Here is a 21,970-nt window from a genome sequence, read left to right as displayed (position 1 = left end):
TCAACCCCGGCCTGTGCGGGTTTCCGGCGCGACTCCGCCGAGTGCCGCCGCAAGGCGGTCGCCGGCGGCAGGGTCATGGGCGGGGAGGACGACCAGTCCGGGGATGCGTGAGCGGAGCTCGTTCACCATCCGCGTCGCCGTGCGCATCATGCGCTTGCTCCCCACGCCCGGGAGCTTGTCGTCCGCCAGCAGCCGGTCGTCGTAGGTGAGGTCGCCGACCATGAGGAGCGGTGCTCGCCGGGGGCGGCGGACGAGCATCGACATGGAGCCGGGCGTGTGGCCGGGCGTCGGCAGCAGCACCAGGCTGCCGTCGCCGAACAGGTCGTGCCCGCGTGTGAACGGTGCGAGTGCGGGATCGGCCAAGGCCTCCATGTCCACCTGGTTCCACCGCAGGCCCGGCAGGTCGATATGGCCGGGCATCAGGCCACGGGCCTCCGGCAGCGGCCGGTGCAGTGACTCCCACTCCGGCCGGCTGACGACGATCTCGGACTTGCCGAGGTCGGGGAGTCCTCCGATGTGGTCCTGGTGCAGGTGGGAGAGGACGGCGGTGCGGACGTCTCCGGTCCGGTGGCCGAGCCTCTGAAGCCCGGCCGCCAGGGTGTCCTCGGGGCCGATGTCGAACCTGGCGAGCCGCGAGTAGACACGCCCGTTCAGGCCGCCGGGGAAGTAGTGGGGGTCCGTGACGGACGCGCGGTCCTGGCCGGTGTCGAACAGGACGAGGCCCTCGCGGTGTTCCACGACGTACACGTTGATCGGCCGGGGGGCGGTCCATCTGCGTGAGGAGAACAGCCACACGTAGGTGTTCTTCCATGTCGGTCCGACGTGTTCGGGCCGGATGGCGACGGTGCCGGTGCTGATGACCGAGACGTCGGCGATGGGGTCGGAGCGGTTCATGGGTGACCTCTGTGAGTTCGATTACACGACATTAGATTACGCGACATCTATTCTCGTCAAGAGGGCCGGGCCGGCCGAGCGGCTCGCTGCCCCAGGTCTTCGCCCTCATCTCTCCGGTGCCGGGGATCTGACGCAGACGAGCGAGCTGCCGCATCGTCCGCTCCGCTCGTTCGGGCTCCCGGCCCATGGCGCACTCGCGTTGGCGGTCAGGCAGCCGCTCGGGCCGCGCGCCCTGGTGATGTCCAGCGGATTCGTTTGGGATCCACCGGTTCCTGGACCTGGTGACAGGTGAGCGGTGTCTTTGGTGGCCAGTCGTCCAAGTTCGCTTGACACGACATGCATGTCGTGTAATCTAGTTGCCGTGGCAGTGAGTCGAGTGATGCTTGGGCGCTTCTCTCACCTGGTCGCCCGCGCGCGCGCATTCGAGAATCGCCTCGCCTGGAGCACCGATCGGCTGGTGGACAGTGCGACCGGCTGAGGAATTGCGCTACCTGATCCTTGCCGCGCAGCGGGAGGGCAACCGGATTCTCGGCCAGGCCCTCAAACCGCTGGGAGTCACTCCTTCGCAGGCCGAAGTGCTCAGCCTGCTGCGCGAATGGCAGCCGCTGACGCTGAACGGCCTCGGTGACCTTCTGGTCTGTGAAAGCGGCGGCAGCCCGAGCAGACTCGTCGACCGTCTCGTCGCCGCAGGCCTGGTAGATCGCAAGGTCGCCGCCCACGATCGCCGTCACGTCGAACTCTCGCTCACGCGGGACGGCGTGCGCGTCGCGGAAGACATCGCCGAGATCGAACAGGGCCTCTACGCGATGATCGATACCGCGGCCGAAGGCCACGGCGCGGAACACGTCACCGGATTCCTGCGCTCCTTCGTCAGCGACCTTCCCTCGGGGCGCGCACTGGCTCGCCGGACGGCGATGAGGTCCGACGACTAGGAACCACAGCCCTCGAACCGCCGTCCCTGCGTGCGCAGGGAACCGGCGTACTTCGCCGGTCGGCCGACCTGGCCGGTCGCCTTCCTCTACGGTGGTGGCGGCAGGGTCTCCACGCCGCCCGGGGTTCCAACCGAAGACGCTCCGTGGCCATGGATACGATGAGTAGGCAAGTCATCGCCACGGTAGACGACCTGTGCGCCGCCGGTGCGGCGGTACCGGCGGCGAGCGCGGCGGCTCTGCCGTTGACGGCCCAGGGGGAGGGCGTCATGACCGAGCGCGGCGCGGACGAGATGAGGGAGCAGATCCGGCAGGTCGCCCTCCGGCTCTTCGCACAACTGGGGTACGACAACACCGACCTCCGGTTGATCGGTGATTCGGTCGGCATTTCCCCGGAGGCCGTCGAGGAGTTGACCGGCGGCAAGCGGGAGTTGTACCTCAGCGTCCTTGCCGAGGGCGTCGAGGGTCTCCTCGCGCACATGGACATCGACAGTCCCGACTACACCCCGGACGCCGCGGGCTTCTGCCTGCTGGCCGACCGCTACTTGGCCTACCTCGTCGAACACCCGGAACTGCGGCGCATCTGGATGCAGCGATGGCTGTCGGACGCGGCCGACCTCAGCGACCTGGAGAACACCTACACCGCACCGACCATCGGCCCACTGATCGACCGGTGGCGCCCGGGGTTCCGGCCCGGCGTGGACGTCCACATGGCGATCTTCATGACCTTCTCCGCGATCAATGACTTCGTGGCCGGGGGCGTCGTTCTGGAGGACGGCAAGTGGGTCGGCGCCGAGTCCAGGGCGGCCTGCCAGCGGCTGTCGGACTACGTCCACGAGCACATCGCCACCTACTTCGTGTCCTGACGGGTCCCCGCCTCGGCGAGGAGCCGCCCGTACCGGCCGTGCCCCACGCCCAGCGCGGCGCACCTTCAGGCGCAGCGGCGGAAGCCGGCGCGGCAGGTTGGCGCCCGGTGTCGTGATGTGACTTGGATTACATTCGGGGGTGTCACGGACGGGCTGGGCCTATTTGTCCCATGGGTGTCACCGGCCGGCGCATCGGGCCGGACGGGAATCGACCGTGGGAGTGAGAAGCGATGAACACCACCCAGCGCGGCACCGGGCACCGCGTCGTCATCGTGGGCGGCGGCTACACCGGCATGCTGACGGCGATCCGGCTGGCCCACCGCACCCGGCGGGCCGGCGTGCAGATCACGCTGGTCAACCCCTCGCCGCTCTTCATAGAGCGGCTGCGGCTGCACCAGGTCGCGGCCGGTCACCCGCTGACCGAACACCGCATCCCCGACCTGCTGGCCGGAACCGGTGTGGCCTTCGTCCAGGGCAGGGCGACCGCACTGGACCCCGAGCGCCGCGTCGTGGTGCTCGACGAGGAGGCGGACCGGCTGGAGTACGACACCCTGGTGTACGCGCTCGGCAGCGCGACCGATGTCAGCCGGGTCCCCGGCGCCGACCTGCATGCCTTCACCCTGGACGGGCCGAGGAGCGCGGGTTTCACGGCACGGGTGCGTGAAATCGCCGCGGACCGCGGCACCATCGCGGTGTGCGGTGGCGGGCTGACCGCCGTCGAGGCCGCGGCCGAGATCGCCGAGGCCCACCCCGGCGCCCGGGTGACCCTGATCAGCCGCGGCGAGCCCGGCGCGATGATGGGCGCCAAAGCCCAGGCGTACATGCGCGAGGCCCTCGACCGGCTCGGCGTCACCGTCCGGACGGGAGCGGGCGTGGCCAAGGTGCTGCCCGACGCCGTCGAGCTGGACGACGGCCGGACCGTCGCCTCGGATGCCTGCCTGTGGACCACCGGAGTCACGGTCCCCCAACTGGCCGCGCAGGCGGGGATCGCCGTGGACGAGCACGGCCTGATCCAGGTGGACGCGACCCTGCGGTCGGTCTCCCACCCCGACGTCCACGCCGTCGGCGACGCCGCCGCGGCCCGGATGGCCTGGGGGCCGATCCACGGCACCTGCCAGAGCGGGCTCCCCACCGCCCAGTACACCGCCGACACCATCGCCCGGCTGCTGCGCGGCCGTTCGGTGAAGCCGTTCCGGTTCGGCTACGTCCACCAGCCGGTCAGCCTCGGCCGCCGCGACGCGGTCATCCAGTTCACCCGCGCCGACGACACCCCGCGCCGCGCCTACCTCAAGGGCCGCGCCGCCGTGCTCTACAAGGAGACCATCTCAGGCAGCCCCTTGAAGCTCTACCGGTACAGCAAGCGGATGAACGTCAGCGCGACCTTGTCCCGGGGCGGCCGCGCCACCCGCACACCGGCCGCCTGACCGCCGGGACCCGGCGTGACGGCGACCTCGACCCTGGCGGGCAGGGGTTTCGCCATGGCCGCCGCCCGGTCGGCGGCCCCGGCCCGCCGTCCGGCATCGGCACGCACACCCGAGAGGCTCTGAGGATGAGGAAGATGTCCGGATCAGACCCCTATCTGGAGCATCGCCGGCTCCTGTTCGGCACCGCCTACCGCCTGCTCGGCAGCGTCGCCGACGCCGAGGACGTCCTTCAGGACGCCTGGCTGAACTGGAACGCCGCCGACCGCGCCGCGGTCCGCAACCCGCGGGCCTACCTGGTGCGCATGGTCACCAACCTGGCGCTGAACCGGCTCAACTCCGCCCGCGCCACGCGCGAGACCTACGTCGGCCCCTGGCTGCCCGAGCCCCTGCTGACCTCCCCGGACATCGCACAGGAGACCGAGTTGGCCGACACCGTGTCCACCGCCATGCTGGTCATACTGGAGACCCTCAGCCCCCTCGAACGCGCGGTGTTCGTCCTGCGCGAGGTCTTCGGGTACACCCACGCCGAGATCGCCGACACCCTCGACCGGCCCGAGGCGACCGTCCGCCAGATCGCCCGCCGCGCCCGCACCCACGTCCAGGCCCGCCGGCCGCGCTTCGACGCCGACCCCGTGCAGCGTGAGAAGGTCACCGCCCGCTTCATCGCGGCCTGCTCGGGCGGCGACCTGAACGCCGTCATGCAGCTCCTCGCCCCGGACGTCACCGCGTGGTCCGACGGCGGCGGCAAGGTCACCGCCGCTCTCCGCCCCGTACACGGCCCCGACAACGTCGCCCGCTGGTTCCTGGGCGTCCTGGCCAAGCCCGTCTCGGCGGGCGTCGCCCTGCGGCCGGCCACCATCAACGGCGAGCTCGGCATCCTGGTCACCCTCGACGACCGGCCCCTCGGCGCCCTGACCTACGACCTCGCCGAGGACGGCATCCAGAACCTGCGCCTCCAGATCAACCCGGACAAACTCACCGGCCTGAACCCCGATTCGAGGACATCCGAGAACGAAAGAGGCCGCTGATAACCGGGACGGCCATCCTGCGGAAGAGCTGCTAGGGAGAATCCCAATCGATGTGCCCATCTTCGCAGAAGGTGCCGGGAATTCCCTCCATCTTGGGTGGACGGTCGGGAAGGTCGGCGAACATCCGCGCCGAGAACGGCCACAGGCCGTGCCCGCCGTTGAGAGATATTCCGTTCTTCCCATAGTCGTTGAAGTCGAGCATGAGCTGATGCCGTGGTTCGCCGTAGGTGAGGCAGACCTGCACCAGCGGGCCGGTCTGCTCCCGATCGAGCTCCGCCTGCACAGGGCCACTGAGCGGCTCTGCGAAGTAGCGGACCAGCCACGCGGCGCCCTTGTCGGCGTCCGGACCTCCACGCCGACCCTTATCGTCCATGTCGAGATGGGCCAACCCGGCTGTATCTCGCTGACGGACCTTGGTGATGACCTCGCCGACGCGGACACGGAGATCGGCATCATCGAGCCCACTGAACGTGACGTTCGCCGGCATTTCAGGCGCGCTGACGTGTTGCGAACACGCCGCCAAACCCAATGCCCCGGCTACGACGCCTGAGACCAACAGGAGACAGCGCCACGGGTACTCCATGCGAACAGTGGTCACCGCGCCATCCAAGCAAAACCGATGCCGCTGCGGAGGGCGAACTCGCCTGTGACCAGTGTGAGCAGACCATCGGCGGGGGGCATTCGCCCAGGGTGAAGGACGGTTGTCGTGACCGCCCCGCGCGACCGGACCCTGGTCGCGACCTCGGCCTCATGCTCCATCGCGCAGGCCGCGAGCCAGGTGGCGCGCCAGTTGGCCGAACTGGCCGCTCTCGAAGAACAGGCCGACGCCGATTGGCAGGGCGACCAGCGGCAAGATGAACATCGCCGCGGCGATCCGGTTCTGGTTGCGAGTGTGCGCGCCGAGGGCCCTGACGAATTCCTCGGAGTTCTCCGTGGTTACGGGCCGGGTGCGATAAGTGCACTGAGTGTGCAGGTCAAGCCTGAATCTTCGCCAGGATCGATCCCCTATGTCCGTGAGCAGCGCGGAAGCGGTGTCTGGAGGCAAGAGTCGTCTCGCTTCGATCTCCGGCCAGTTCCGGTTGGCGCTCATCACCCAGATGCAGCCGCCCGCGAACAGCAGGGCGGGCGGCAGGGCGAGTTTGAGCCCGTCCCACAGCCCCACATTGTTGATCATGTACTCGGTGGGGAGGATGGTGAACAGGACGATCGCGGCGATGCTGTGGGCGTCCTGAAGCAGATTCCTCCAAGGCGGCAGCTCCGTAAGGTACCGGTGCCCGCGGCCGGCGGCCCCGCCAAGGAACGTGATGAGGGCGACCAGCAGCAACAGCGCAAGGAGAGCCAGAACAAGGGTCTGCACGACGCCGCGTCCGCCGTGACCGGTCTGAGTTCCGGCGGTCAGGATCCACAGGACCGCGCTGCCCGACAGCAGCGCCAGACCGAGCGCCAAGACCGGCCACACCCGCTCCTGGTGGGAGCCCGACCAGAAGTCTCGGTGGCGCATGTCTCCGCCGGTCTCGGCGATGATGACCCCGGCAGCGAGTTGGCCCACTCCAGGGCTGGGGTCCAACCTGTCCAGGTCTTCGTGCTGCGCGGGTGTCGGATGTTTTTGGGCTAATGCGCGTAAGGTAGCCAACTGATGGAGATTAGCGAAGAGCAGTTGAATGCGCTCCTGGGAGCGTCTGGCTGGTTTCCCGAAAGGAAAGTGGATGTCGCTCCAGCTGTAGAGGCTTGGACCAGAGCGGGATGTGCTGCTTCGGAGGCTGCGCTAGATTTTGTCTCTAGCTTTGATGGACTGTCCGTTCGGTATCCGCGCAGGATTGCGACCCAAGGGTTTCACGATTTGATTCTCAACGCGGCGGCGGCTACGTATGCAGTCCATGGCGACAGAGTGCGAGAGTACGAGCAGCGAACGGGATTTTCGTTGTGCCCTGTAGGGATTGCGGCATCCAACCACTGGTTCTTGCTGATGTCTCCGTCAGGCGCGGTTTTCGGCGGGATAGATCAGTTTTTGTCTCTCTGTGGAGGAGATGGACGCGAGGCGATTTGGAATGTTTGTCGCCATCTAGCGCCTATCAAATTCATCGAATAGTTCCTCCTTCTGAACATGTAGGGCCCCGGGCCGCTGGAGCCGGGGAGTGGAGGGAAGGTCGGGGGTGGCGGGATGTTAGCGGTCGTTGGCATTTGCGCCACTTCTGTCGTGGGGGCGCGGCCAAGATGCTGGTGCGATGCCGTGTGAGATCCCCGTTTCGTCCGCCCGCCGGTCGTGGCGAGACTTTCGACTGCTGTGGGCCGGGCAGAGTGTGAGCCTGGTCGGTGACCAGGTCTTTCTGCTGGCGCTGCCGCTGGCCGCGCTGCAGGAACTGCACTCGGGCACGATGGAGATCGCCGTCCTCGCCGCGCTCGGCAGGTTGCCGTTCCTGCTGATCGGGCTGCCGGCCGGGGTCTGGGTGGCGCGGCTGGGGATGCGGCGATCGATGCTCGGCGCGGACCTCATGCGCGCCCTGGCCGTCCTGTCGCTGCCGGTGGCGGCCTGGCTGGACGTGCTGACGCTGCCGCATCTGCTGCTGGTGGCGCTGGTGACCGGGATCGGCATGGTGTTCTTCCAGGTGGCCTACCAGTCCTACACGCCCACGCTGATCGCAGACGACGAGCGGTTGCATGCCGCCAACACCCGGCTTTCGGTCTCCGAGTCCACCTCGCTGCTCGTCGGCCCGGGCATCGCCGGGGTCATCGTCAGCAGCATGGGGGCCGCTCGGGCGCTGCTCACCGATGCCTGTAGTTACCTCGTCAGCGTGCTGACCCTGGCACTGATCGGGCAGCGCGACCCGGTCTTGGCGGTCCCGGTGGAACGGCGTCCATTGCGGCGGGAAGTCCTTGACGGGCTGCGGTTCGTGGCGCGGCATCCGGTGCTACGGCCGATCATGGTCTGCGGCGCGCTGTACAACCTCGGCGTCGCCATGTACGACTCCCTCCTCGCGGTGTTCGCGGTCAAGCACCTCGGCCTGGACGCCTGGCTGCTCGGCGTGGCTCTCGGGGTCGGCGGCAGCGGATTCCCGCTGGGCGGTCTGCTGGCGCGCTCCATGGCGGACCGCTTCGGTATCGGGCCGTCCCTGACGATCGCCGGCGTGCCCTCGGTGCTCGGGCTGGCCATCGGCGCGGCGTCCGCCGGTCCCTGGCCGGGCGTGCTGCTGGCCGCCGGAACGTTCGTCAACGGAATCGGCCAGGGGATGTTCGCCGTCAACGCCATCACCATCCGGCATCTGGCCACGCCGCCGGAACTGGCCACGCGCGCGACCGCGGTCCACCGCTTCCTCACCTGGGGCACGCTCCCCATCGGCTCAGCCGCCGCCGGACTCGTCGGCACCACGTTCGGCCTGCGAGCAGCGATGCTCGCCGCCGCTGCCACGGCCGCGGTGTGCATGCTGCCACTGCTCGCCCGGCCCTTGCTGCGGACCAAGCGACTCCACCGTCAGCCGGACGCCGCCGTGCAGCCGGTTTGACCACCGGACCACCGTCATCCTGCGACCGGTCGGCGGCCCGCGCCTGATCGATGAGGGCTCCACGCTCCGGCGCGGGAGGGACCTCGGTGACGGCCGCGGCGCCACGGGGTGGCGGACGGAAAAGAATCTTGCTTCGGTTTGACTGGGCCGGAGGCCTTGCGTTTAGGGGGTTTTGGGGTGGCTTTGCAGGTCGGGCGGGTTTTTGGGGCGTGCTTGACGAAATATGGGGTCGCTTGAACCTGTTGGGAGTGTGTAACCGACGGGGAAGCCCGTACGGAGCGCCCGACCAGATCATGAAGGGCGCATCGAGTCCCTGATCATCAGGACGGCCGATCACGGCACGTCCGCCGCCGAGTCCGCAGAGAGCCGATCATGGCCGAGCGGAGCCGGGGACCCACCGAAACACCGGGGTGAATCCGCACCCCCGCCATGCGCGGGGCCGCGGTAGGGCCACTTCCACGCCCGAACCCGACAGCTAACCCGGTAGGCGGACTGGAAGAACTCAGGAGAACCTTGCATGACCGCTCGTAATATCCGCATGCCCAAGCGCATGGGCGCCCGCGTCACCGCCGGAGCCGTCCTCTCCCTGGCAGGTGTGTTCGGGATCACCTCCCTGGCCCCGTCCGCCCAGGCGGACACCAAGCCCGCGAACGCCGCGCAGGCCGCCCCCGCGTCCAAGGCCGACGGCCAGAGCGCCGAGGTCGGCGCCTCCGCGCAGGACGTCATCAAGCTCGCCCGCACGCAGGTCGGCACCCATGAGGACGGCTCGGGCAACAGCAAGTTCAACGACTGGTATGCCGGCTCGCCGCTGGGCGAGCAGAACGCCCACCGCATCGGTGCCAAGAGCGCCTCGGTCTACAAGGGCCAGTCCTGGTGCGACATGTTCGTGTCCTGGCTGGGCCAGAACACCGGCACCAAGGGCATGGGCGCCGACGCCTACACCGTCAGCCACGCCAAGTGGTTCAAGAAGACCGGCCGCTTCGGCGAGACCCCGAAGCCCGGCGCCGTGGTCTTCTTCGCCTGGAACGGCGGCGGCGTCAAGGGTGTCGAGCACGTCGGCATCGTCGTGAAGGACAACCACGACGGCACCATCAAGACCATCGAGGGCAACACCGGTGACGCGGTGAAGCAGAAGGTCCGCGACACCTCCACCGTCGCCGGCTACGGCTACCCCCAGTACCGGTGAGCCCGGGCCGCTCAGCGGCCCCCCAGCCCCGCACCGTCCAGCGGTGCTCCCCCCTTTCTCCATCCCTCCGCGCGATCACACCCACGTCGCGAGCACGCCCACGTGCCGTGCGCCGGGTCCGTCATGCCCGAACGGCGAGCCCCACACGCCCGAAGGCGCGACCCGGCGCCCCGGACCACCGAGCAAAGGATGAACATGCAGCAGCGAGTCGCCCTTATCAGTACCGCCCTCGCCGGCACGCTCGTCGCGGGGGTGGCGGTCGGGACCGCCCAGGGAGCCCTGGCGGACAGCCCGACGGCGCACAAGGTCAGCGGCCAGCAGGCCACCGGCCAGCAGGTCACCGGCCGGCAGATGACCGGCCAGCTGGTCGCCGGTCAGGAGATGGCCGGGAAGCCGGTGGCGGGGGAGCAGGTGACCGGTGAGCAGGTCACCTGGAAGCAGGTGACCGGGAAGCCGGTGACCGCGAAGCAGGTGACCGGGAAGCAGGTCACCGGGCAGCCGGTGTCCGGGCAGCACGACGCGAAGGCACCGCGCCATGCCACCGGCAAGAGCGCTCCGAAGAGCCACGCCGTCCTGTCGGGCAGCACCACCGCGTCCTACTTCTGGGACGACGGCTCGGGCGTGAACGGCGACACCGGCGCCCCCGCCGGCGGCAAGCCGATGCAGAAGGGCCTGTTCGCCAGCCCGAGCTGGCCCATGCACACCAAGGTCAGGGTGTCCTACAAGGACCGCACCGTCACCGGCTTCGTCGGGGACCGCGGGCCGGGCGAGCCGTCGCACCGCGGCGTCATGCTCGACCTCGACACCTACACCTTCCGCCACCTGGTGGACGGCAAGAAGCCGAACAGCAAGTACGACACGGGCACCTCGGCGGGCCACCTGAAGGGCGTCAAGTACGAGGTGCTGTCCTGGGGCCACGGCCCCGGCAAGAAGGGCGCCCCGAAGCCCCTCGGCTGAGCCCCGTCCGGGTGATCCCTCCCAGCCCCCCGATCCTCGCCACAGACCCCGCTCCCGTCCTCGGACGGGAGCGGGGTCCGTCATGTCCGGGCAGGAAATGCCGGCAGCGCCGCCGTCGTCGGCGGACTGTCTCGCGGCGGTTGCCGTCACCCATTGCGCTTGTACAGGATCCTGGTTATTGTTCCGTCCATGTTGGACGCACGGTTCCTTACGCGGAACGGGATGGCCGCCCGGCAATTGGCAGCCGAACTGCTCAACCAGCAGCCGGATTCGCGGTTGCCGAGGATCCGCGACTATGCGGAGCGGCTCGGTGTCGGCAACGGCACGGTGCAGGCGGCCCTGCAATTGCTGGAGAGCACGGGCGCGGTGCAGACCGAGGCGCGCGGGCACCTCGGCACGTACCTGCGGGCCGTCGACCGGACCGGTCTGTGGAAGCTGGCCGGGCTCGGGACGATGCTCGCCGCGATGCCGCTGCCGTACTCGCGCCGCTACGAGGGGCTGGCGACCGGGCTGCGGGAGGCGTTCGAGCATGCGGAGATCCCGTTCGCGCTCACGTTCATGCGGGGCGCGCAGGCCCGGCTGGACGCGCTGCTGGCCGGCAAGGTCGATCTCATCGTGGTGTCCCGGCTGGCGTTCGAGGAGTTCGGGGCGGACTGCCCGATCGCCCAGCTCGCCGACCTCGGCCCCCGCACGTTCGTCGGCGCGCACGGCGTGCTGCTGCGGGCGGGCACGTCGCTGGACGATCCGGGCCTGGCCGTGGCCGTCGACACCAGTTCCGCCGACCAGCAGCGCCTCACCCGGCTGGTCTTCGCCGAACGGCCCGTCCGGTACGTCGAGACGTCGTACATGCAGCTCGGTGAGCTGTTCCGCCGGGGCGAGGTGGACGCGACGGTGTGGAACCTCGACGAGGTCCACCAGCACATCGACGAGGAGGTCACGACGATCCCGTTCGACGAGGTGACCTCCACGGGCCTCGCGGACCGGAACTCCCGCGCCGTCCTCGCCGTCCGCGCCGGCGACTCCCCGGCCCTGGAAGCCGTGCGCGACCGCCTCTCCGCCGAGCTCGTGACCCGCACGCAGCAGGCCGTGCTGTCCGGCGACCGGCTGCCTTCGTACTGATTCACCCTGACAGGAGGCCGTCCCATGGACCGGCAGCTGGCCGAGCGGCTGGAGATCTTCGAGAGGACCGGGCAGGTCGCGCCCGAGATCTGCCGTTTCGTACGAGCCGAGCTCGACGTGCTCGACGCGGCGGGCAGCGAGATCACCGAGGAGAGCGCGGGAACGCTGACCAGCCATCTCCTCCTGGCCTTGCAGCGCGCCCGCGACGGCGGGGCGCTGACCGAGTTCACCGCCGACGAGACCGTCCGGGCGGAGCTTGCCGGCCACCCGGACGCGCTGGAGCAGGCGGCGGCGCTGGCGGAGCGGGCCGAGTCCGCGCTGGACGTCGTCCTGCCCGGTCAGGAGGTCCGCTTCCTCGCTCTGCACCTGGCCCTGCTACGACAACGAGAGGCGATGCGATGACGAAGATCCTGGTGGGGGGCGTCGGCAAGGTCGACGTGGCGAAGCGGCTCGAGGAGCTCGGCGGCTTCGAGGTCGTCGTGACCAACGACATGGACGCCGCCACCCGGCTGATGGCCGGCCAGGCCGACTACTACATCGGAACGTGCCACACCGGGGCCGGGGGCTCCCTGGGCGTGCTCGTCGGGCTGCTCGGCGCGGCCCGGTGCTTCACCTTCGGCCGGGGGCAGGCCGCCGAGGCCGACGCCGAAGCCGCGATCGCCGAGGGCAGGGTCGCCTTCGGCTTCTCGATCGACCAGATCGACCAGGTGGTCCCGATCCTCGCCGGGGCCATCCACGAACGGCGGCGGAACGGGTGACCGGCCCGTTCTGACCAGTTTCCCCTCGGAGGCAGCCATGCCCTATGCCCTCTACACCCCCGCGGCGGCGGACAAACTCGACTTCTCCCTGGCGCAGAGCCTCACCGTCATCGCCCTCTGCGCGCTCACCGCACTGATCTCGAACATGGCGCTCGCCGTCTTCAACGACGGCGCCCGCCCCTTCCTGCTGGACTTCATCCGCGGCAACACCAGACGCGGCGAGATGACCGCGGTGTCGTTCGGCCTGTCGGCCGGCTTCGTCTTCGGGCTCGGGGCCCCGATGGCGCTGTCGACGGGGGTCCTCAACCCGTGGCTGCTGTTCCTGCCCACCGACATCCTGGGCCTGTTCGCGCCCCGCCGTTGGCTGGCGCCGATCCTGGGCGGGGCCTGGGGCGCGGTCGTGGTGTTCGGGCTGTCGGGGGCCAACAACGCGGCGCACGACCTGCCGGTCGACTTCCTCACCGCGATGCAGGAGATGGCGACGCCGATCCTCTTCCTGTTCCTGCTGTTCCCCGTCATCGCGATCGCGAGCCAGTTCGGACGGGTGCGCGGGGCGGTCACCTTCGCCGTGGAGATCGCCATCGTCGTGGTCTCCATGAAGGTCTGGCCGGACCAGTTCCCGGGCGCGCTGGCCATGGCCGCGGGCGTGCTGATGCTGCTCGGCTTCGCCCTGGCCAAGGACCTGCGGGCCCGGCGCGCCGCCGCGGCCCCGCCGAAGCCGGCCGACGCGCCCGGCGCCGCGCGGATCCCGCTGGAGGACAAGGCGGACGACGAGCCCGCCGCGGACCCGATGGCCTCGTTGTTCGGGGCCAACGCCGAGCGGCTGCGCCGGCACCTGCCCTGGTTCGCGCTGCTCGGCGCCGTCCTCGCCGCGATGGTCAACATGCACATCTTCGGCGGGGGCGAGGCGACGAGCTTCCTGGTGGCCAAGGGCGACTACGGCGAGGCCGCCCAGGTCGATTTCTACCGGGCGTTCGGCTTCCTGCCGCTCATCGCGACGACCGCGCTGGCCAGCGGCGCGTACCAGACCGTCGGCTTCACCTTCGTCTACCCGCTGGCGTACCTGGCGCCGAACGTGGCCGTGGCGGCGGTCGGCGGCGCCGTCCTGTTCACGGTGGAGGTCCTCGCGCTGTCCTACATCGGCAAGGGGCTGACGATGCTCCCGTCGATCCGGGACGCCTCCGACCACCTGCGCAGCGCGATCGGCAAGACGCTGGAGATCGCCATCCTGTTCGGCGCGATCGCGGCCGCCGCGAAGATGGGCGGCGGCCTCGGGATCACCCTCGTCGGCGGGCTCTACCTGCTGAACGAGTCGATCGGACGGCCGATCGTCCGGCTCGCGGCGGGCCCGGCGGCCGTCGTCGTCGCGGGCATCGTCCTGAACGTCCTGCACTGGCTCGACCTGTTCACTCCGCTGAAGGGCTGACATGAGGCTGAGGACCGTACTCGGGGAGGTCCCGGCACCGCCTGGACCGGTGCTCGTCCACGAACACCTGCGCCTCGACCTGCGCGGGCCGCGCGGACGCGCACCGGATCCGGCGGCGTCGCTCGACGACGAGGCGGCGGTCGGCGGCGAACTGGCGGCGCTGCGGCGCTCGCACGGCCTGGCGGTCGTGGTCGAGCTGACCTGCCTCGGCATGGGACGGGACGCCGCCGCGCTCGCCCGGATCAGCGAGCGGGCCGGAGTGGCGGTGGTGGCCGCGACCGGGTTCTACCACGGCGCCTTCCACCCGTCCTACGTCGCCGGGGCGAGCACCGCCGACCTCGCGCGGCGGCTGCTCACCGAGGTCGAGGACGGCCTGGACGGCACCGGGATCCGGCCGGGCGTGATCGGCGAGGTCGGCACGGGCGGCGAGCGGCCCTCCCGGGACGAGGAGCGCTGCCTCCGCGCCGCGGCCTCGGCCGCCGTCCGCTCGGGGCTGCCGGTCGCCACCCACGCCCACCTGGGCCGAGGCGGGCTCGTCCAGCTCGACGTCCTGGCCTCCGAGGGGTTGGCGCCCCACCGGATCAGCATTGGGCACCAGGACCTGCTGGACGACGCGGCGACCCACCGCAAGCTCGCCGAGGCCGGCGCGTACGTCGCGTTCGACACGGTCGGCAAGTCGTCCTACCAGAGCGAAGACGTGCGGCTCCGGCGGGCTCTGGACCTGATCGAGGCCGGGCACGCCGACCGGCTGCTGCTCAGCAACGACGTCTCCAGGGCCGGCTACCTGAAGGCGAACGGCGGCGGCGGGTACGGCGCCGTCTTCGACTCCTTCGTGCCGCGGCTCGCCGCGGCGGGCGTCGGCGAGCCGGCGCTGCGCCTGATCCTGCACGACAATCCCATCCGGTTCCTGACCTCGGGGGAGGCTCGATGACCGCGCCGGAGCTGCGCGAGACCCACCCGCTGCCGACCGTCTCGCTGGAGGAGGCGACGGCCCGGCAGTTCCGGCTCCTGGAATGTGTGGCGGACCACTTCGACGGGCGGCAGCTGTTCACCGCCGATGTCGGCGTCACCCCCCGGTGGGGGCGGCCGGACGCCACCCGCCGGACGGAGGCGGCCCTGGCCGACTTCTTCGGCGCCCCGGCCGCGGTCCTCGTCCAGGGCGCGGGCAGCGGCGCGATCAGGGCGATGCTGACCGCGGCCCTGGAGCCGGGCGACCCCCTGATCGTGCATTCCGCGCCCGCCTACGCGACCACCGCGACGGCCTTCCGCTCGATGGGCCTCGACCTGGTCGAGACCGACTTCAACTCCTCCGCCGCCAAGGCCGCGGCCTCCTACGTCTACATCCAGCATTCGCGGCAGCGCCCGGAGGACTCCTACGATCCGGCCGAGGTGATCGCCCGGTACGCGGACCTGGGCGTGCGGGCCCTGGTCGACGACAACTACGCGGCGTTCCGCACGCCGCGCGCCGGTGTCGAGATGGGGGCGGAGGCGTCGGCGCTGTCGCTGTTCAAGCTGCTCGGGCCCGAGGGCGTCGGACTGGTCGTCGGTTCGCACGACCTCGTCGACCGGATCCACGCCGACAACTACTCCGGCGGCGGGCAGGTCCAGGGACCGCAGGCGCTCGACGCCCTGCGCGCGCTCACCCACGTCCCCGTCCTGTGGGCCGTGCAGTCCGCCGCCATCACCGAGATCGCGGAACGGCTCGGCGCGGGCGAGGTGCCCGGCGTGGCGCAGGTGCGCATCGCCAACGCCCAGGACCGGTGCGTGCTCGTCCGGCTGGACGCCCCGGTCGCCCGGCAGGTCATCGAGGCCGCGGCCGGGTACGGGGCGGCTCCCTACCCGGTCGGGTCCAACTCCCGGTACGAGATCGCCCCGCTCTTCTACCGCCTCTCCGAGACCTTCCTGGCCGGTTCCCCCGAGCTGGCCGACTGGACGATCCGGATCAACCCGATGCGGTCCGGAGCCGACCTCGTCATCAGGATCCTGGGCAGCGCGCTGAGGGAGATCCGGTGTTCCTGACCGCGACGACGACGCGCAACCCGCGGCTCGTGGACGCCGCGGTCGGGCTCCACCGCGACGGACGCGTCCCGCCCGACACGTATCTGGTCGACCTGGACGCCGTCGCGGCCAACACCGCCGCGCTCGCAGCCGTGGCCGCCGCCCACGGCGTCCGGCTGTGGCCGGTGTTCAAGCACGTGGGACGCAACCCGTACGTGATCAGGACGGTGGCCGGGCACCTGCCGGACGCCGCCGCCATCGACCTTCGCGACGCCCACGCGGTCCGGCGGGCCGGGGCGCGGCTCGGCAACGTCGGCCACCTGGTCCAGCTTCCGATCGGCGCCGTGGACGAGGTGCTGTCGTGGCGCCCCGAGCACGTCACCGTCTTCGGCGTAGAGCAGGCCCGTGCGGTCTCCGCCGCGGCGGCCCGTCTCGGGATCACCCAGCCGCTCCTGGCCCGCGTCGTCGCCGCGACCGACCACATCTACCCCGGTCAGGAAGGCGGCGTCCCCCTGCCCGACATCGAGAAGTTCGCCGCCGAGGTCGGCGGCCTGGACGCCGTCTCCCTTGAGGGCGTCACCTCCTTCCCCTGCCTGCTCTACGACGAGTCGGCCGGAGCCATCACCCCGACCCCGAACCTGCGGACCCTGCTGACCGCCAGGTCCCGCCTCGCCGCGGCCGGGTCGCCGATCCGCTCGATCAGCGCGCCCAGCGTGACGGCCGCCGCGAGCATCCCCCTGCTGGCCGCCCACGGTGTCACGCACGGGGAGCCCGGTCATGCCCTCACCGGGACGACTCCGCTGCACGCCGCCGACCTCGACCAGCCCGAGATCCCCGCGCTCGTCTACGTCTCCGAGATCGCGCACATTCTGCCGGACGGCCGGCCCGCGATCCTCGGCGGCGGTTTCTACCCGCGAGGCCGTCCGGACGAGGCCCTCGTGTTCCCCGGCATCGGCGAACCCCTCACCCTCCCGGTCGAGCCCGCGCCGCCCGAGAACATCGACTACTACCGCCTGCTAGGCGCCCCGTCCTCGGGACCGCCGCTCCGGGTGGGCGACACCGTCGTCCTGGCCTTCCGCACGCAGATCTTCGTGACCCGCAGCGCGGTCGGCGCCGTCCAGGGCGTCGCCTCCGGCAAGCCTCGCCTCCTCGGCCTCGCGGACTCCCAAGGGCGGCCCTGGTGAGCCGCGCCGTCATCCTGGTCATCGACGGCCTCGGCGTCGGCGCCATGCCCGACGCCGCCGCCCTCCGTCCCGGCGACGCCGCCGCGCACACCCTCGGCCACGTCCTGGACGCCGCGAGCGGCGCTCCACGCCTTCCCGCACTCGCCGCTCTCGGCCTCGCACTGCTGCACCCGCACGAGAGCCTGGACCACCCCATCCTCCCCGGTGCGGCCGCCGGACGTTCCGCCCTGGGCTATCCCGGCGCGGACACCTTCGCCGGCCACCAGACCATGATGGGCACCGACATGAGCGGGACGGCCCTCGCCCGCTTCGCCGACCACCTCGACACCGTCGCGTCCGCCCTGCGGTCGGCCGGTCACGAGGCGCGCGCCCTGGACGGCCTGCCCGTCCTCCTCGTGGACGGGCGCGCCGTCGTCGGCGACAACCTGGAGGCGGATCCCGGTCTCACCTGGAACGTGAGCGCCCGGCTGGACGACCTGCCGTTCGAGGAGGTCCTCGCCATCGCCCGGACGGTGCGCGGCGTCGCCCCGACCGCCCGGGTGATCGCGGTCGGCGGTCGCAGCACCGAACCGCTGCTGCGCTCCGTCCGGTCGGGCGCGGACGGCACGGCGGGCCTCGACACCCCCGCCTCGGGCTTCTACGTCAACGACGGCCTCGAGGTCGCCCACCTCGGCGTGCGGATCGACCACACCCGCCAGCTTCCCTCGCGCGCCGCCGCGGCGGGCGTCCCGGTGACCCTCGTCGGGAAGGCCGCCGACATCATCGTGTGCCCGGACGCCGTGCGGCGCCCGGCCGTCGAGACCGCCGAAGTGCTCAAGGAGACCTTCACGGCCCTCACCCGCACGGACAGCGCTCTCGTCGTGGCGAACGTCCAGGAGACCGACCTGGCCGGGCACCAGCAGGACGCCCACCGATACGCGTCGCTTCTGCAGGAGATCGACGCCGGACTGTCCCCGCTCCTCGATGCCCTGCGCCCCGGCGACCACCTGATCGTCACCGGGGACCACGGCAACGATCCGACGATCGGCCACCCGTTCCACACCAGGGAGTTCGTCCCCGTCCTCAGCCACGCCCCGGGGTCGCCGTCGAGACCCCGGGCATTGCCGGACGCCACCAGCCTGTCCAACATCGCCCTCGCAGCCGCCCGAGCCCTGGGCGTCCCTTCCTGACCCGAGGACGCCCTCACACCGCTCGCGACTGATCGAAAACAGGTGCCGGGGGATGCAACATCGCGGCGCTCCCTGCGTCTCTTGGCGTGGACTCAAAACTGGATCTTCTGCTCGGGGAACGCCCGGCCACGGCCGAGCGTCCCGGCCCGCCCGCCGAAGACGCAGGTCGGCGAGGGGAGGCGGGGGGAGGGCATCGGAGGGCCTGGATCCTTCCCTCGGTGCCCGCCCTGCTGGCGCTGGCGATGGGCCTCTGGGGCGCTGGACGGTTGCCGTTGTGGCGTGACGAGGCGATCACCTCCGAGATCGCCCGCCGCTCGACCCCCGACATCCTGTGGTGCGCCTGGCACATCGACGCCGTCCATGCCGCCTACTACCTGCTCATGCACTGCGTCGTGCAGGTGTTCGGGGCCGGCGAGTTCGCGCTGCGGATCCCCTCGATCGCGGCGTTCGCGGCCACGGCGGCGGGCGTCACCGTCCTCGGCCGCAGGATCGTGTCCGGGCCCGTCGGGCTGGTCGCCGGCCTGCTCTGCGCCGGCGCTCCGTTCGCCAGCCACTACGCGCACGAGGCCCGGTCCTACTCCCTTGTCGCGGCGCTCACCGTGTGGCTGACCGTCATGTTCGTGGATCTGGCGGAACGTGGCTCCCGGCGCCGGTACGCCGCGTACGGCGCGGGCATCGCCCTGCTGGGGCTGGTCCATCTGTTCGCCCTGCTCGTCGTGCCCGCCCACCTGGCGACCCTGCTGCTGGCGCGCCGCACCAGGCCGATGCTGCGCAGGTGGTCCGCCGCCGCGGCGGGAGCGGTCGTCGCGGTGAGCCCGCTGATCGCGCTGGCCGTGACCCAGCGCAACGCCCTGGACTGGCTGACGCGTCCGGGATGGCGCGACGCGCTCTACCTGGCCGAGGCGTTCACCGGCCCCCCGATCGCGGCGTACCTTCTCGGCGCGGCGATGGCGGTGGGCCTGGTCACGGCGCCGCGCCGCGGTCCGATCGGCCTGCAGGCCCTGGCCCTGCCGTGGCTGCTGCTGCCCGCGACGGTGCTGCTCCTGGTCTCCCAGTTCCATCCCTTCTACACGAACCGCTACGTGATCGGCAGCCTCCCCGCCATGGCGCTGCTCGCCGCCGCGGGACTCGCCCGGCTGCCCCGCCGGACGTGGATCGCGCCGCTCGTCGCGATGGCCGTCCTGCTGGCACCGCTGCACGTCGAGCAGCGCCGTCCGGAGAACTGGTGGGACGACCTCCGCGGGGCCGCGGCGATCGTCGAGCGGGAGGCCCGGCCGGGCGACGCGATCCTCTTCCTCACGGCGGACCGGCGTTCGGTCGCCGAGGCGTACCCGGACGAGTTCCGCGGGTTGCGCGACATCGCACTGCGGCGGACCCCCGCCCAGGCGGGCAACTTCGGCGGCACCGAGTTCGAACCGGCCGAGATCGGCCGTCGGCTGACCGGCGCCGCGACGACCCGGGTCTGGCTGCTGGAGGGGCCCTGGCGCGTGCCGTCGCTCGTCCCGCGGGACCGCGCGAAGGTCGACGTCCTCCAGCGGCACTTCCAGCAGGCCGGTGTGTGGCGCGTCCGCGGCATCACGCTGTCGCTGTTCCAGCGGGAGACGGCCCGCCCCGAAAAAGTCGGGCCGCCCGTGCAACATCAGCGCCCCGGACGCGTCTCTTCCCCGTGAGCCTCCTCAAATTCCGCCAGGACGGCCCCCCGGACCTGATGGTGCATTCCCCCGAGAGAGCGGTGACGCAGTTGTACGAAGCGCACGCGCTGGACCTCGTCAGGCTGGCCCTGGTGATGGTCGGCGACAGGCCGACGGCCGAGGACGTCGTCCAGGACTCCTTCCTAGGCCTGTACCAGCGGTGGGGCCGGCTGAAGGACCCCGACAAGGCCCTGACCTACCTGAGGTCGTCGGTGCTCAACAACTGCCGGTCGGTGCTGCGCCGCCGGGGCCGCCGCCTTCTCGGCGCCCAGGACCCGCCCGTCGCGTCGGCGGAGAGCCGGGTCCTGGGCCGGGAGCAGGGCAGGGAGATCCTCGACGCGCTGCGCCGCCTCCCGCACCGGCAGCGGGAGACGCTGGTGCTCCGGTTCGTCCTCGAACTGTCCGAGGAGGAGACCGCGCAGGTCATGCGGGTGAGCCGGGGCACCGTCCGGTCCAACACGTCCCGCGGGCGGACCGCCCTTGAGCGCATGCTGGGAGAGACCCTGTGAACGTCGAACGGCTGCTGAAGGACGCCGCCGCCGCCGAGACGCGCGAGGTGACGCGCGAGTCGCTGCCGCCCCTGGTCCTGCCCGCCGCCCGCCGCCGCCGGCCGGCGGGACGGTGGATCGTGCCGGTCGCCGCCGCCTTCACCGTGATCATGGTCGCGGTCGTGACCGTCGCCTTCCGCGGCGTCCTGCGCGGCCCGGAGGCGCTCGGCGAGCACGAAGGCCCCCCGTACTTCCTTGCGACCCACCGGAAGGGCGGCGTCGGGGTCTTCGACTCCTGGACCGGACGCATGATCGACGACATCAAGCCCCGTGCCGGGCACTACGCCGCGCTCGCCGTCTCGGCCGACCGGCGCACCGCCTTCCTCGCCGACGAGTCCGGCCCCTGCCGCACCCGCATCGACAAGGTGACCCTGCGCCGCGACGGGACCGTGGCGCGCAGGACGACCCTGCCCGGCGGGTTCGACACCAGGGTGGCCGAGATGGCCGCCACGGCGGACGGCGGCCGCCTCGCGATCGTCTTCAACAACTTCACCGGTTGCCGCGGCGACGACATTGCGGTCGTCGAATCCTCGTCCGGTGCCCGCCGGGGATGGCGTCTGCCGTCACCGAGCGGCGGCTCTCCGGAGTACGTGCAGTTCCCGTCATGGGCGACGGACGGCCGCACCCTCTTCTTCGTCACCGACGCTCCGGAGGACCCCCAGGCGGTGTACACCGGCATCGTCCTGCGTGAGCTCGACACCCGCACGACGGGCACCGACCTCGCCCACGCCCGCGCCGTCCTGAGGAGCACCGACGACCTGTCCTCCTTCCGGCCGTCCCCGGACGGGCGTACCGTCACGGCGATCAAGCAGAACACCGACATCGACGACGGGAAATTCAGGTCCGTCGCGATCGTGGAGCTGCCCCTCCTCGGGGACGGGTCCCGCAAGGCGCCCGTCCGCGAGCTCGCCCGCATGACGGCCGGGCAGATCGCGCCCGCGGCACCGGTGGACTTCCGGACCGCCCTCGACGGGACCGGCAGGCACCTCCTCGTCAGCTCGCGCCACGACCGGGCCGTCTTCCGCATGGACGACGGCCGCTTCCGCCGCCTCCCCGACATGCACCGCACAGACCTGGGCCTGATCGCCTGGTAGGCCCCCATGCTCAGGGGGCGCGGGCTCGGCTGGTCGGGGTATCGATGCCGGGTTGGGGGAAGGTCGGCAGGCGAGGTGTCGGCGGTCGGCGCGGAGCGCTGGGATCTGGACGGAGGCGTTGAGTCTTGTTCGCCTCGGTCGTGTCGTGGGTGGCCGGGCCGGCCCAGGCGTTGGAGCACACGTCGTAGCCGTGATCGGC

The 21,970-nt window shown here is 71.2% G+C and carries 22 protein-coding genes and 1 riboswitch; of the genes, 19 read left to right on the top strand and 3 right to left on the bottom strand.

Annotated features, from left to right (window positions below; genetic code table 11):
• Positions 1-894: an N-acyl homoserine lactonase family protein gene (locus tag AB0C21_RS27785; RefSeq protein WP_500208116.1), complete on the bottom strand. Its 894-nt coding sequence runs from the start codon at positions 892-894 to the stop codon at positions 1-3.
• A 482-nt stretch (positions 895-1,376) separates the two neighbouring features.
• Between AB0C21_RS27785 and AB0C21_RS27780 the strand changes: the two genes are divergently transcribed.
• From AB0C21_RS27780 to AB0C21_RS27765, 4 genes are all read left to right on the top strand, one after another.
• Positions 1,377-1,826, top strand: a complete 450-nt coding sequence (locus AB0C21_RS27780) for a MarR family winged helix-turn-helix transcriptional regulator (protein ID WP_500208114.1) — start codon at positions 1,377-1,379, stop codon at positions 1,824-1,826.
• Between the two features lie 158 nt (positions 1,827-1,984).
• Positions 1,985-2,689, top strand: a complete 705-nt coding sequence (locus AB0C21_RS27775) for a TetR/AcrR family transcriptional regulator (protein WP_500208112.1) — start codon at positions 1,985-1,987, stop codon at positions 2,687-2,689.
• 230 nt (positions 2,690-2,919) lie between these two features.
• Positions 2,920-4,113, top strand: coding sequence for an NAD(P)/FAD-dependent oxidoreductase (locus AB0C21_RS27770; RefSeq protein WP_500208111.1), 1,194 nt, complete (start codon positions 2,920-2,922; stop codon positions 4,111-4,113).
• Between the two features lie 134 nt (positions 4,114-4,247).
• The gene (locus AB0C21_RS27765) at positions 4,248-5,141 is read left to right on the top strand and encodes an RNA polymerase sigma-70 factor (RefSeq protein WP_500208109.1); all 894 of its coding nucleotides are present in this window, start codon (positions 4,248-4,250) and stop codon (positions 5,139-5,141) included.
• 31 nt (positions 5,142-5,172) lie between these two features.
• Here AB0C21_RS27765 and AB0C21_RS27760 read toward each other — a convergent pair whose 3' ends face one another.
• The gene (locus AB0C21_RS27760; RefSeq protein WP_500208107.1) at positions 5,173-5,739 is read right to left on the bottom strand and encodes a hypothetical protein; all 567 of its coding nucleotides are present in this window, start codon (positions 5,737-5,739) and stop codon (positions 5,173-5,175) included.
• Between the two features lie 150 nt (positions 5,740-5,889).
• On the bottom strand, positions 5,890-6,774 hold the full coding sequence (locus AB0C21_RS27755) for a hypothetical protein (RefSeq protein WP_500208105.1): 885 nt from the start codon (positions 6,772-6,774) through the stop codon (positions 5,890-5,892).
• Positions 6,775-6,777: 3 nt separating this feature from the next.
• Here AB0C21_RS27755 and AB0C21_RS27750 point away from each other — a divergent pair, with 3 nt between their 5' ends.
• The 15 genes from AB0C21_RS27750 (at position 6,778) to AB0C21_RS27680 (ending at position 21,771) form a co-directional block, all read left to right on the top strand.
• The gene (locus AB0C21_RS27750) at positions 6,778-7,230 is read left to right on the top strand and encodes an SUKH-3 domain-containing protein (RefSeq protein ID WP_500208103.1); all 453 of its coding nucleotides are present in this window, start codon (positions 6,778-6,780) and stop codon (positions 7,228-7,230) included.
• 136 nt (positions 7,231-7,366) lie between these two features.
• On the top strand, positions 7,367-8,641 hold the full coding sequence (locus tag AB0C21_RS27745) for an MFS transporter (RefSeq protein WP_500208101.1): 1,275 nt from the start codon (positions 7,367-7,369) through the stop codon (positions 8,639-8,641).
• 338 nt (positions 8,642-8,979) lie between these two features.
• Positions 8,980-9,145, top strand: a riboswitch (cyclic di-AMP (ydaO/yuaA leader).
• Between the two features lie 13 nt (positions 9,146-9,158).
• Entirely contained in the window at positions 9,159-9,827 is a 669-nt protein-coding gene (locus tag AB0C21_RS27740; RefSeq protein ID WP_500208099.1) for a CHAP domain-containing protein, read from the top strand.
• 195 nt (positions 9,828-10,022) lie between these two features.
• Entirely contained in the window at positions 10,023-10,784 is a 762-nt protein-coding gene (locus tag AB0C21_RS27735) for a hypothetical protein (protein ID WP_500208097.1), read from the top strand.
• Positions 10,785-10,973: 189 nt separating this feature from the next.
• A complete protein-coding gene (gene yhfZ, locus AB0C21_RS27730) occupies positions 10,974-11,903 on the top strand; it encodes a GntR family transcriptional regulator YhfZ (protein ID WP_500208095.1) in 930 nt (309 codons plus the stop codon).
• A gap of 24 nt (positions 11,904-11,927) precedes the next feature.
• The gene (locus AB0C21_RS27725) at positions 11,928-12,305 is read left to right on the top strand and encodes a PRD domain-containing protein (protein ID WP_500208093.1); all 378 of its coding nucleotides are present in this window, start codon (positions 11,928-11,930) and stop codon (positions 12,303-12,305) included.
• Positions 12,302-12,661 (top strand): DUF2620 family protein, encoded by a 360-nt coding sequence (locus AB0C21_RS27720; RefSeq protein WP_500208091.1) that lies wholly within the window; start codon positions 12,302-12,304, stop codon positions 12,659-12,661. The genes AB0C21_RS27725 and AB0C21_RS27720 overlap by 4 nt, the downstream gene beginning before the upstream one ends.
• Before the next feature lie 37 nt (positions 12,662-12,698).
• Positions 12,699-14,087 carry a YhfT family protein gene (locus AB0C21_RS27715; protein ID WP_500208089.1) on the top strand — a complete coding sequence of 463 codons (1,389 nt, stop codon included), beginning with the start codon at positions 12,699-12,701 and terminating at the stop codon, positions 14,085-14,087.
• A 1-nt stretch (position 14,088) separates the two neighbouring features.
• Positions 14,089-15,018: a phosphotriesterase family protein gene (locus AB0C21_RS27710; RefSeq protein WP_500208087.1), complete on the top strand. Its 930-nt coding sequence runs from the start codon at positions 14,089-14,091 to the stop codon at positions 15,016-15,018.
• Entirely contained in the window at positions 15,015-16,106 is a 1,092-nt protein-coding gene (locus AB0C21_RS27705) for an aminotransferase class I/II-fold pyridoxal phosphate-dependent enzyme (RefSeq protein WP_500208085.1), read from the top strand. The genes AB0C21_RS27710 and AB0C21_RS27705 overlap by 4 nt, the downstream gene beginning before the upstream one ends.
• The gene (locus AB0C21_RS27700; RefSeq protein ID WP_500208084.1) at positions 16,097-17,269 is read left to right on the top strand and encodes an alanine racemase; all 1,173 of its coding nucleotides are present in this window, start codon (positions 16,097-16,099) and stop codon (positions 17,267-17,269) included. The genes AB0C21_RS27705 and AB0C21_RS27700 overlap by 10 nt, the downstream gene beginning before the upstream one ends.
• On the top strand, positions 17,266-18,438 hold the full coding sequence (locus AB0C21_RS27695) for a phosphopentomutase (protein ID WP_500208082.1): 1,173 nt from the start codon (positions 17,266-17,268) through the stop codon (positions 18,436-18,438). Before AB0C21_RS27700 ends, AB0C21_RS27695 begins: the two co-directional genes overlap by 4 nt.
• A 218-nt stretch (positions 18,439-18,656) precedes the next feature.
• On the top strand, positions 18,657-20,108 hold the full coding sequence (locus AB0C21_RS27690) for a glycosyltransferase family 39 protein (RefSeq protein WP_500208080.1): 1,452 nt from the start codon (positions 18,657-18,659) through the stop codon (positions 20,106-20,108).
• 62 nt (positions 20,109-20,170) lie between these two features.
• A complete protein-coding gene (locus AB0C21_RS27685; RefSeq protein WP_500208079.1) occupies positions 20,171-20,638 on the top strand; it encodes an RNA polymerase sigma factor in 468 nt (155 codons plus the stop codon).
• Positions 20,635-21,771 carry a TolB family protein gene (locus tag AB0C21_RS27680; protein WP_500208077.1) on the top strand — a complete coding sequence of 379 codons (1,137 nt, stop codon included), beginning with the start codon at positions 20,635-20,637 and terminating at the stop codon, positions 21,769-21,771. Before AB0C21_RS27685 ends, AB0C21_RS27680 begins: the two co-directional genes overlap by 4 nt.
• Positions 21,772-21,970 lie beyond the last annotated feature (199 nt).

The organism is Spirillospora sp. NPDC049024 (assembly GCF_040649235.1).
Classification (GTDB): domain Bacteria; phylum Actinomycetota; class Actinomycetes; order Streptosporangiales; family Streptosporangiaceae; genus Spirillospora.
The sequence above is the reverse complement of the archived record's forward strand: the minus strand, read 5'-3'. Positions and strand labels throughout refer to the sequence as shown.

What these genes read in the sequence shown, in the direction of transcription:
- AB0C21_RS27785 (WP_500208116.1), bottom strand. Translation starts at nt 894, where the DNA reads ATGAACCGCTCCGACCCCATCGCCGACGTCTCGGTCATCAGCACCGGC.
- AB0C21_RS27775 (WP_500208112.1), top strand. Translation starts at nt 1,985, where the DNA reads ATGAGTAGGCAAGTCATCGCCACGGTAGACGACCTGTGCGCCGCCGGT.
- AB0C21_RS27770 (WP_500208111.1), top strand. Translation starts at nt 2,920, where the DNA reads ATGAACACCACCCAGCGCGGCACCGGGCACCGCGTCGTCATCGTGGGC.
- AB0C21_RS27765 (WP_500208109.1), top strand. Translation starts at nt 4,248, where the DNA reads ATGTCCGGATCAGACCCCTATCTGGAGCATCGCCGGCTCCTGTTCGGC.
- AB0C21_RS27750 (WP_500208103.1), top strand. Translation starts at nt 6,778, where the DNA reads ATGGAGATTAGCGAAGAGCAGTTGAATGCGCTCCTGGGAGCGTCTGGC.
- AB0C21_RS27745 (WP_500208101.1), top strand. Translation starts at nt 7,367, where the DNA reads ATGCCGTGTGAGATCCCCGTTTCGTCCGCCCGCCGGTCGTGGCGAGAC.
- AB0C21_RS27740 (WP_500208099.1), top strand. Translation starts at nt 9,159, where the DNA reads ATGACCGCTCGTAATATCCGCATGCCCAAGCGCATGGGCGCCCGCGTC.
- AB0C21_RS27735 (WP_500208097.1), top strand. Translation starts at nt 10,023, where the DNA reads ATGCAGCAGCGAGTCGCCCTTATCAGTACCGCCCTCGCCGGCACGCTC.
- yhfZ (WP_500208095.1), top strand. Translation starts at nt 10,974, where the DNA reads ATGTTGGACGCACGGTTCCTTACGCGGAACGGGATGGCCGCCCGGCAA.
- AB0C21_RS27725 (WP_500208093.1), top strand. Translation starts at nt 11,928, where the DNA reads ATGGACCGGCAGCTGGCCGAGCGGCTGGAGATCTTCGAGAGGACCGGG.
- AB0C21_RS27720 (WP_500208091.1), top strand. Translation starts at nt 12,302, where the DNA reads ATGACGAAGATCCTGGTGGGGGGCGTCGGCAAGGTCGACGTGGCGAAG.
- AB0C21_RS27715 (WP_500208089.1), top strand. Translation starts at nt 12,699, where the DNA reads ATGCCCTATGCCCTCTACACCCCCGCGGCGGCGGACAAACTCGACTTC.
- AB0C21_RS27710 (WP_500208087.1), top strand. Translation starts at nt 14,089, where the DNA reads ATGAGGCTGAGGACCGTACTCGGGGAGGTCCCGGCACCGCCTGGACCG.
- AB0C21_RS27705 (WP_500208085.1), top strand. Translation starts at nt 15,015, where the DNA reads ATGACCGCGCCGGAGCTGCGCGAGACCCACCCGCTGCCGACCGTCTCG.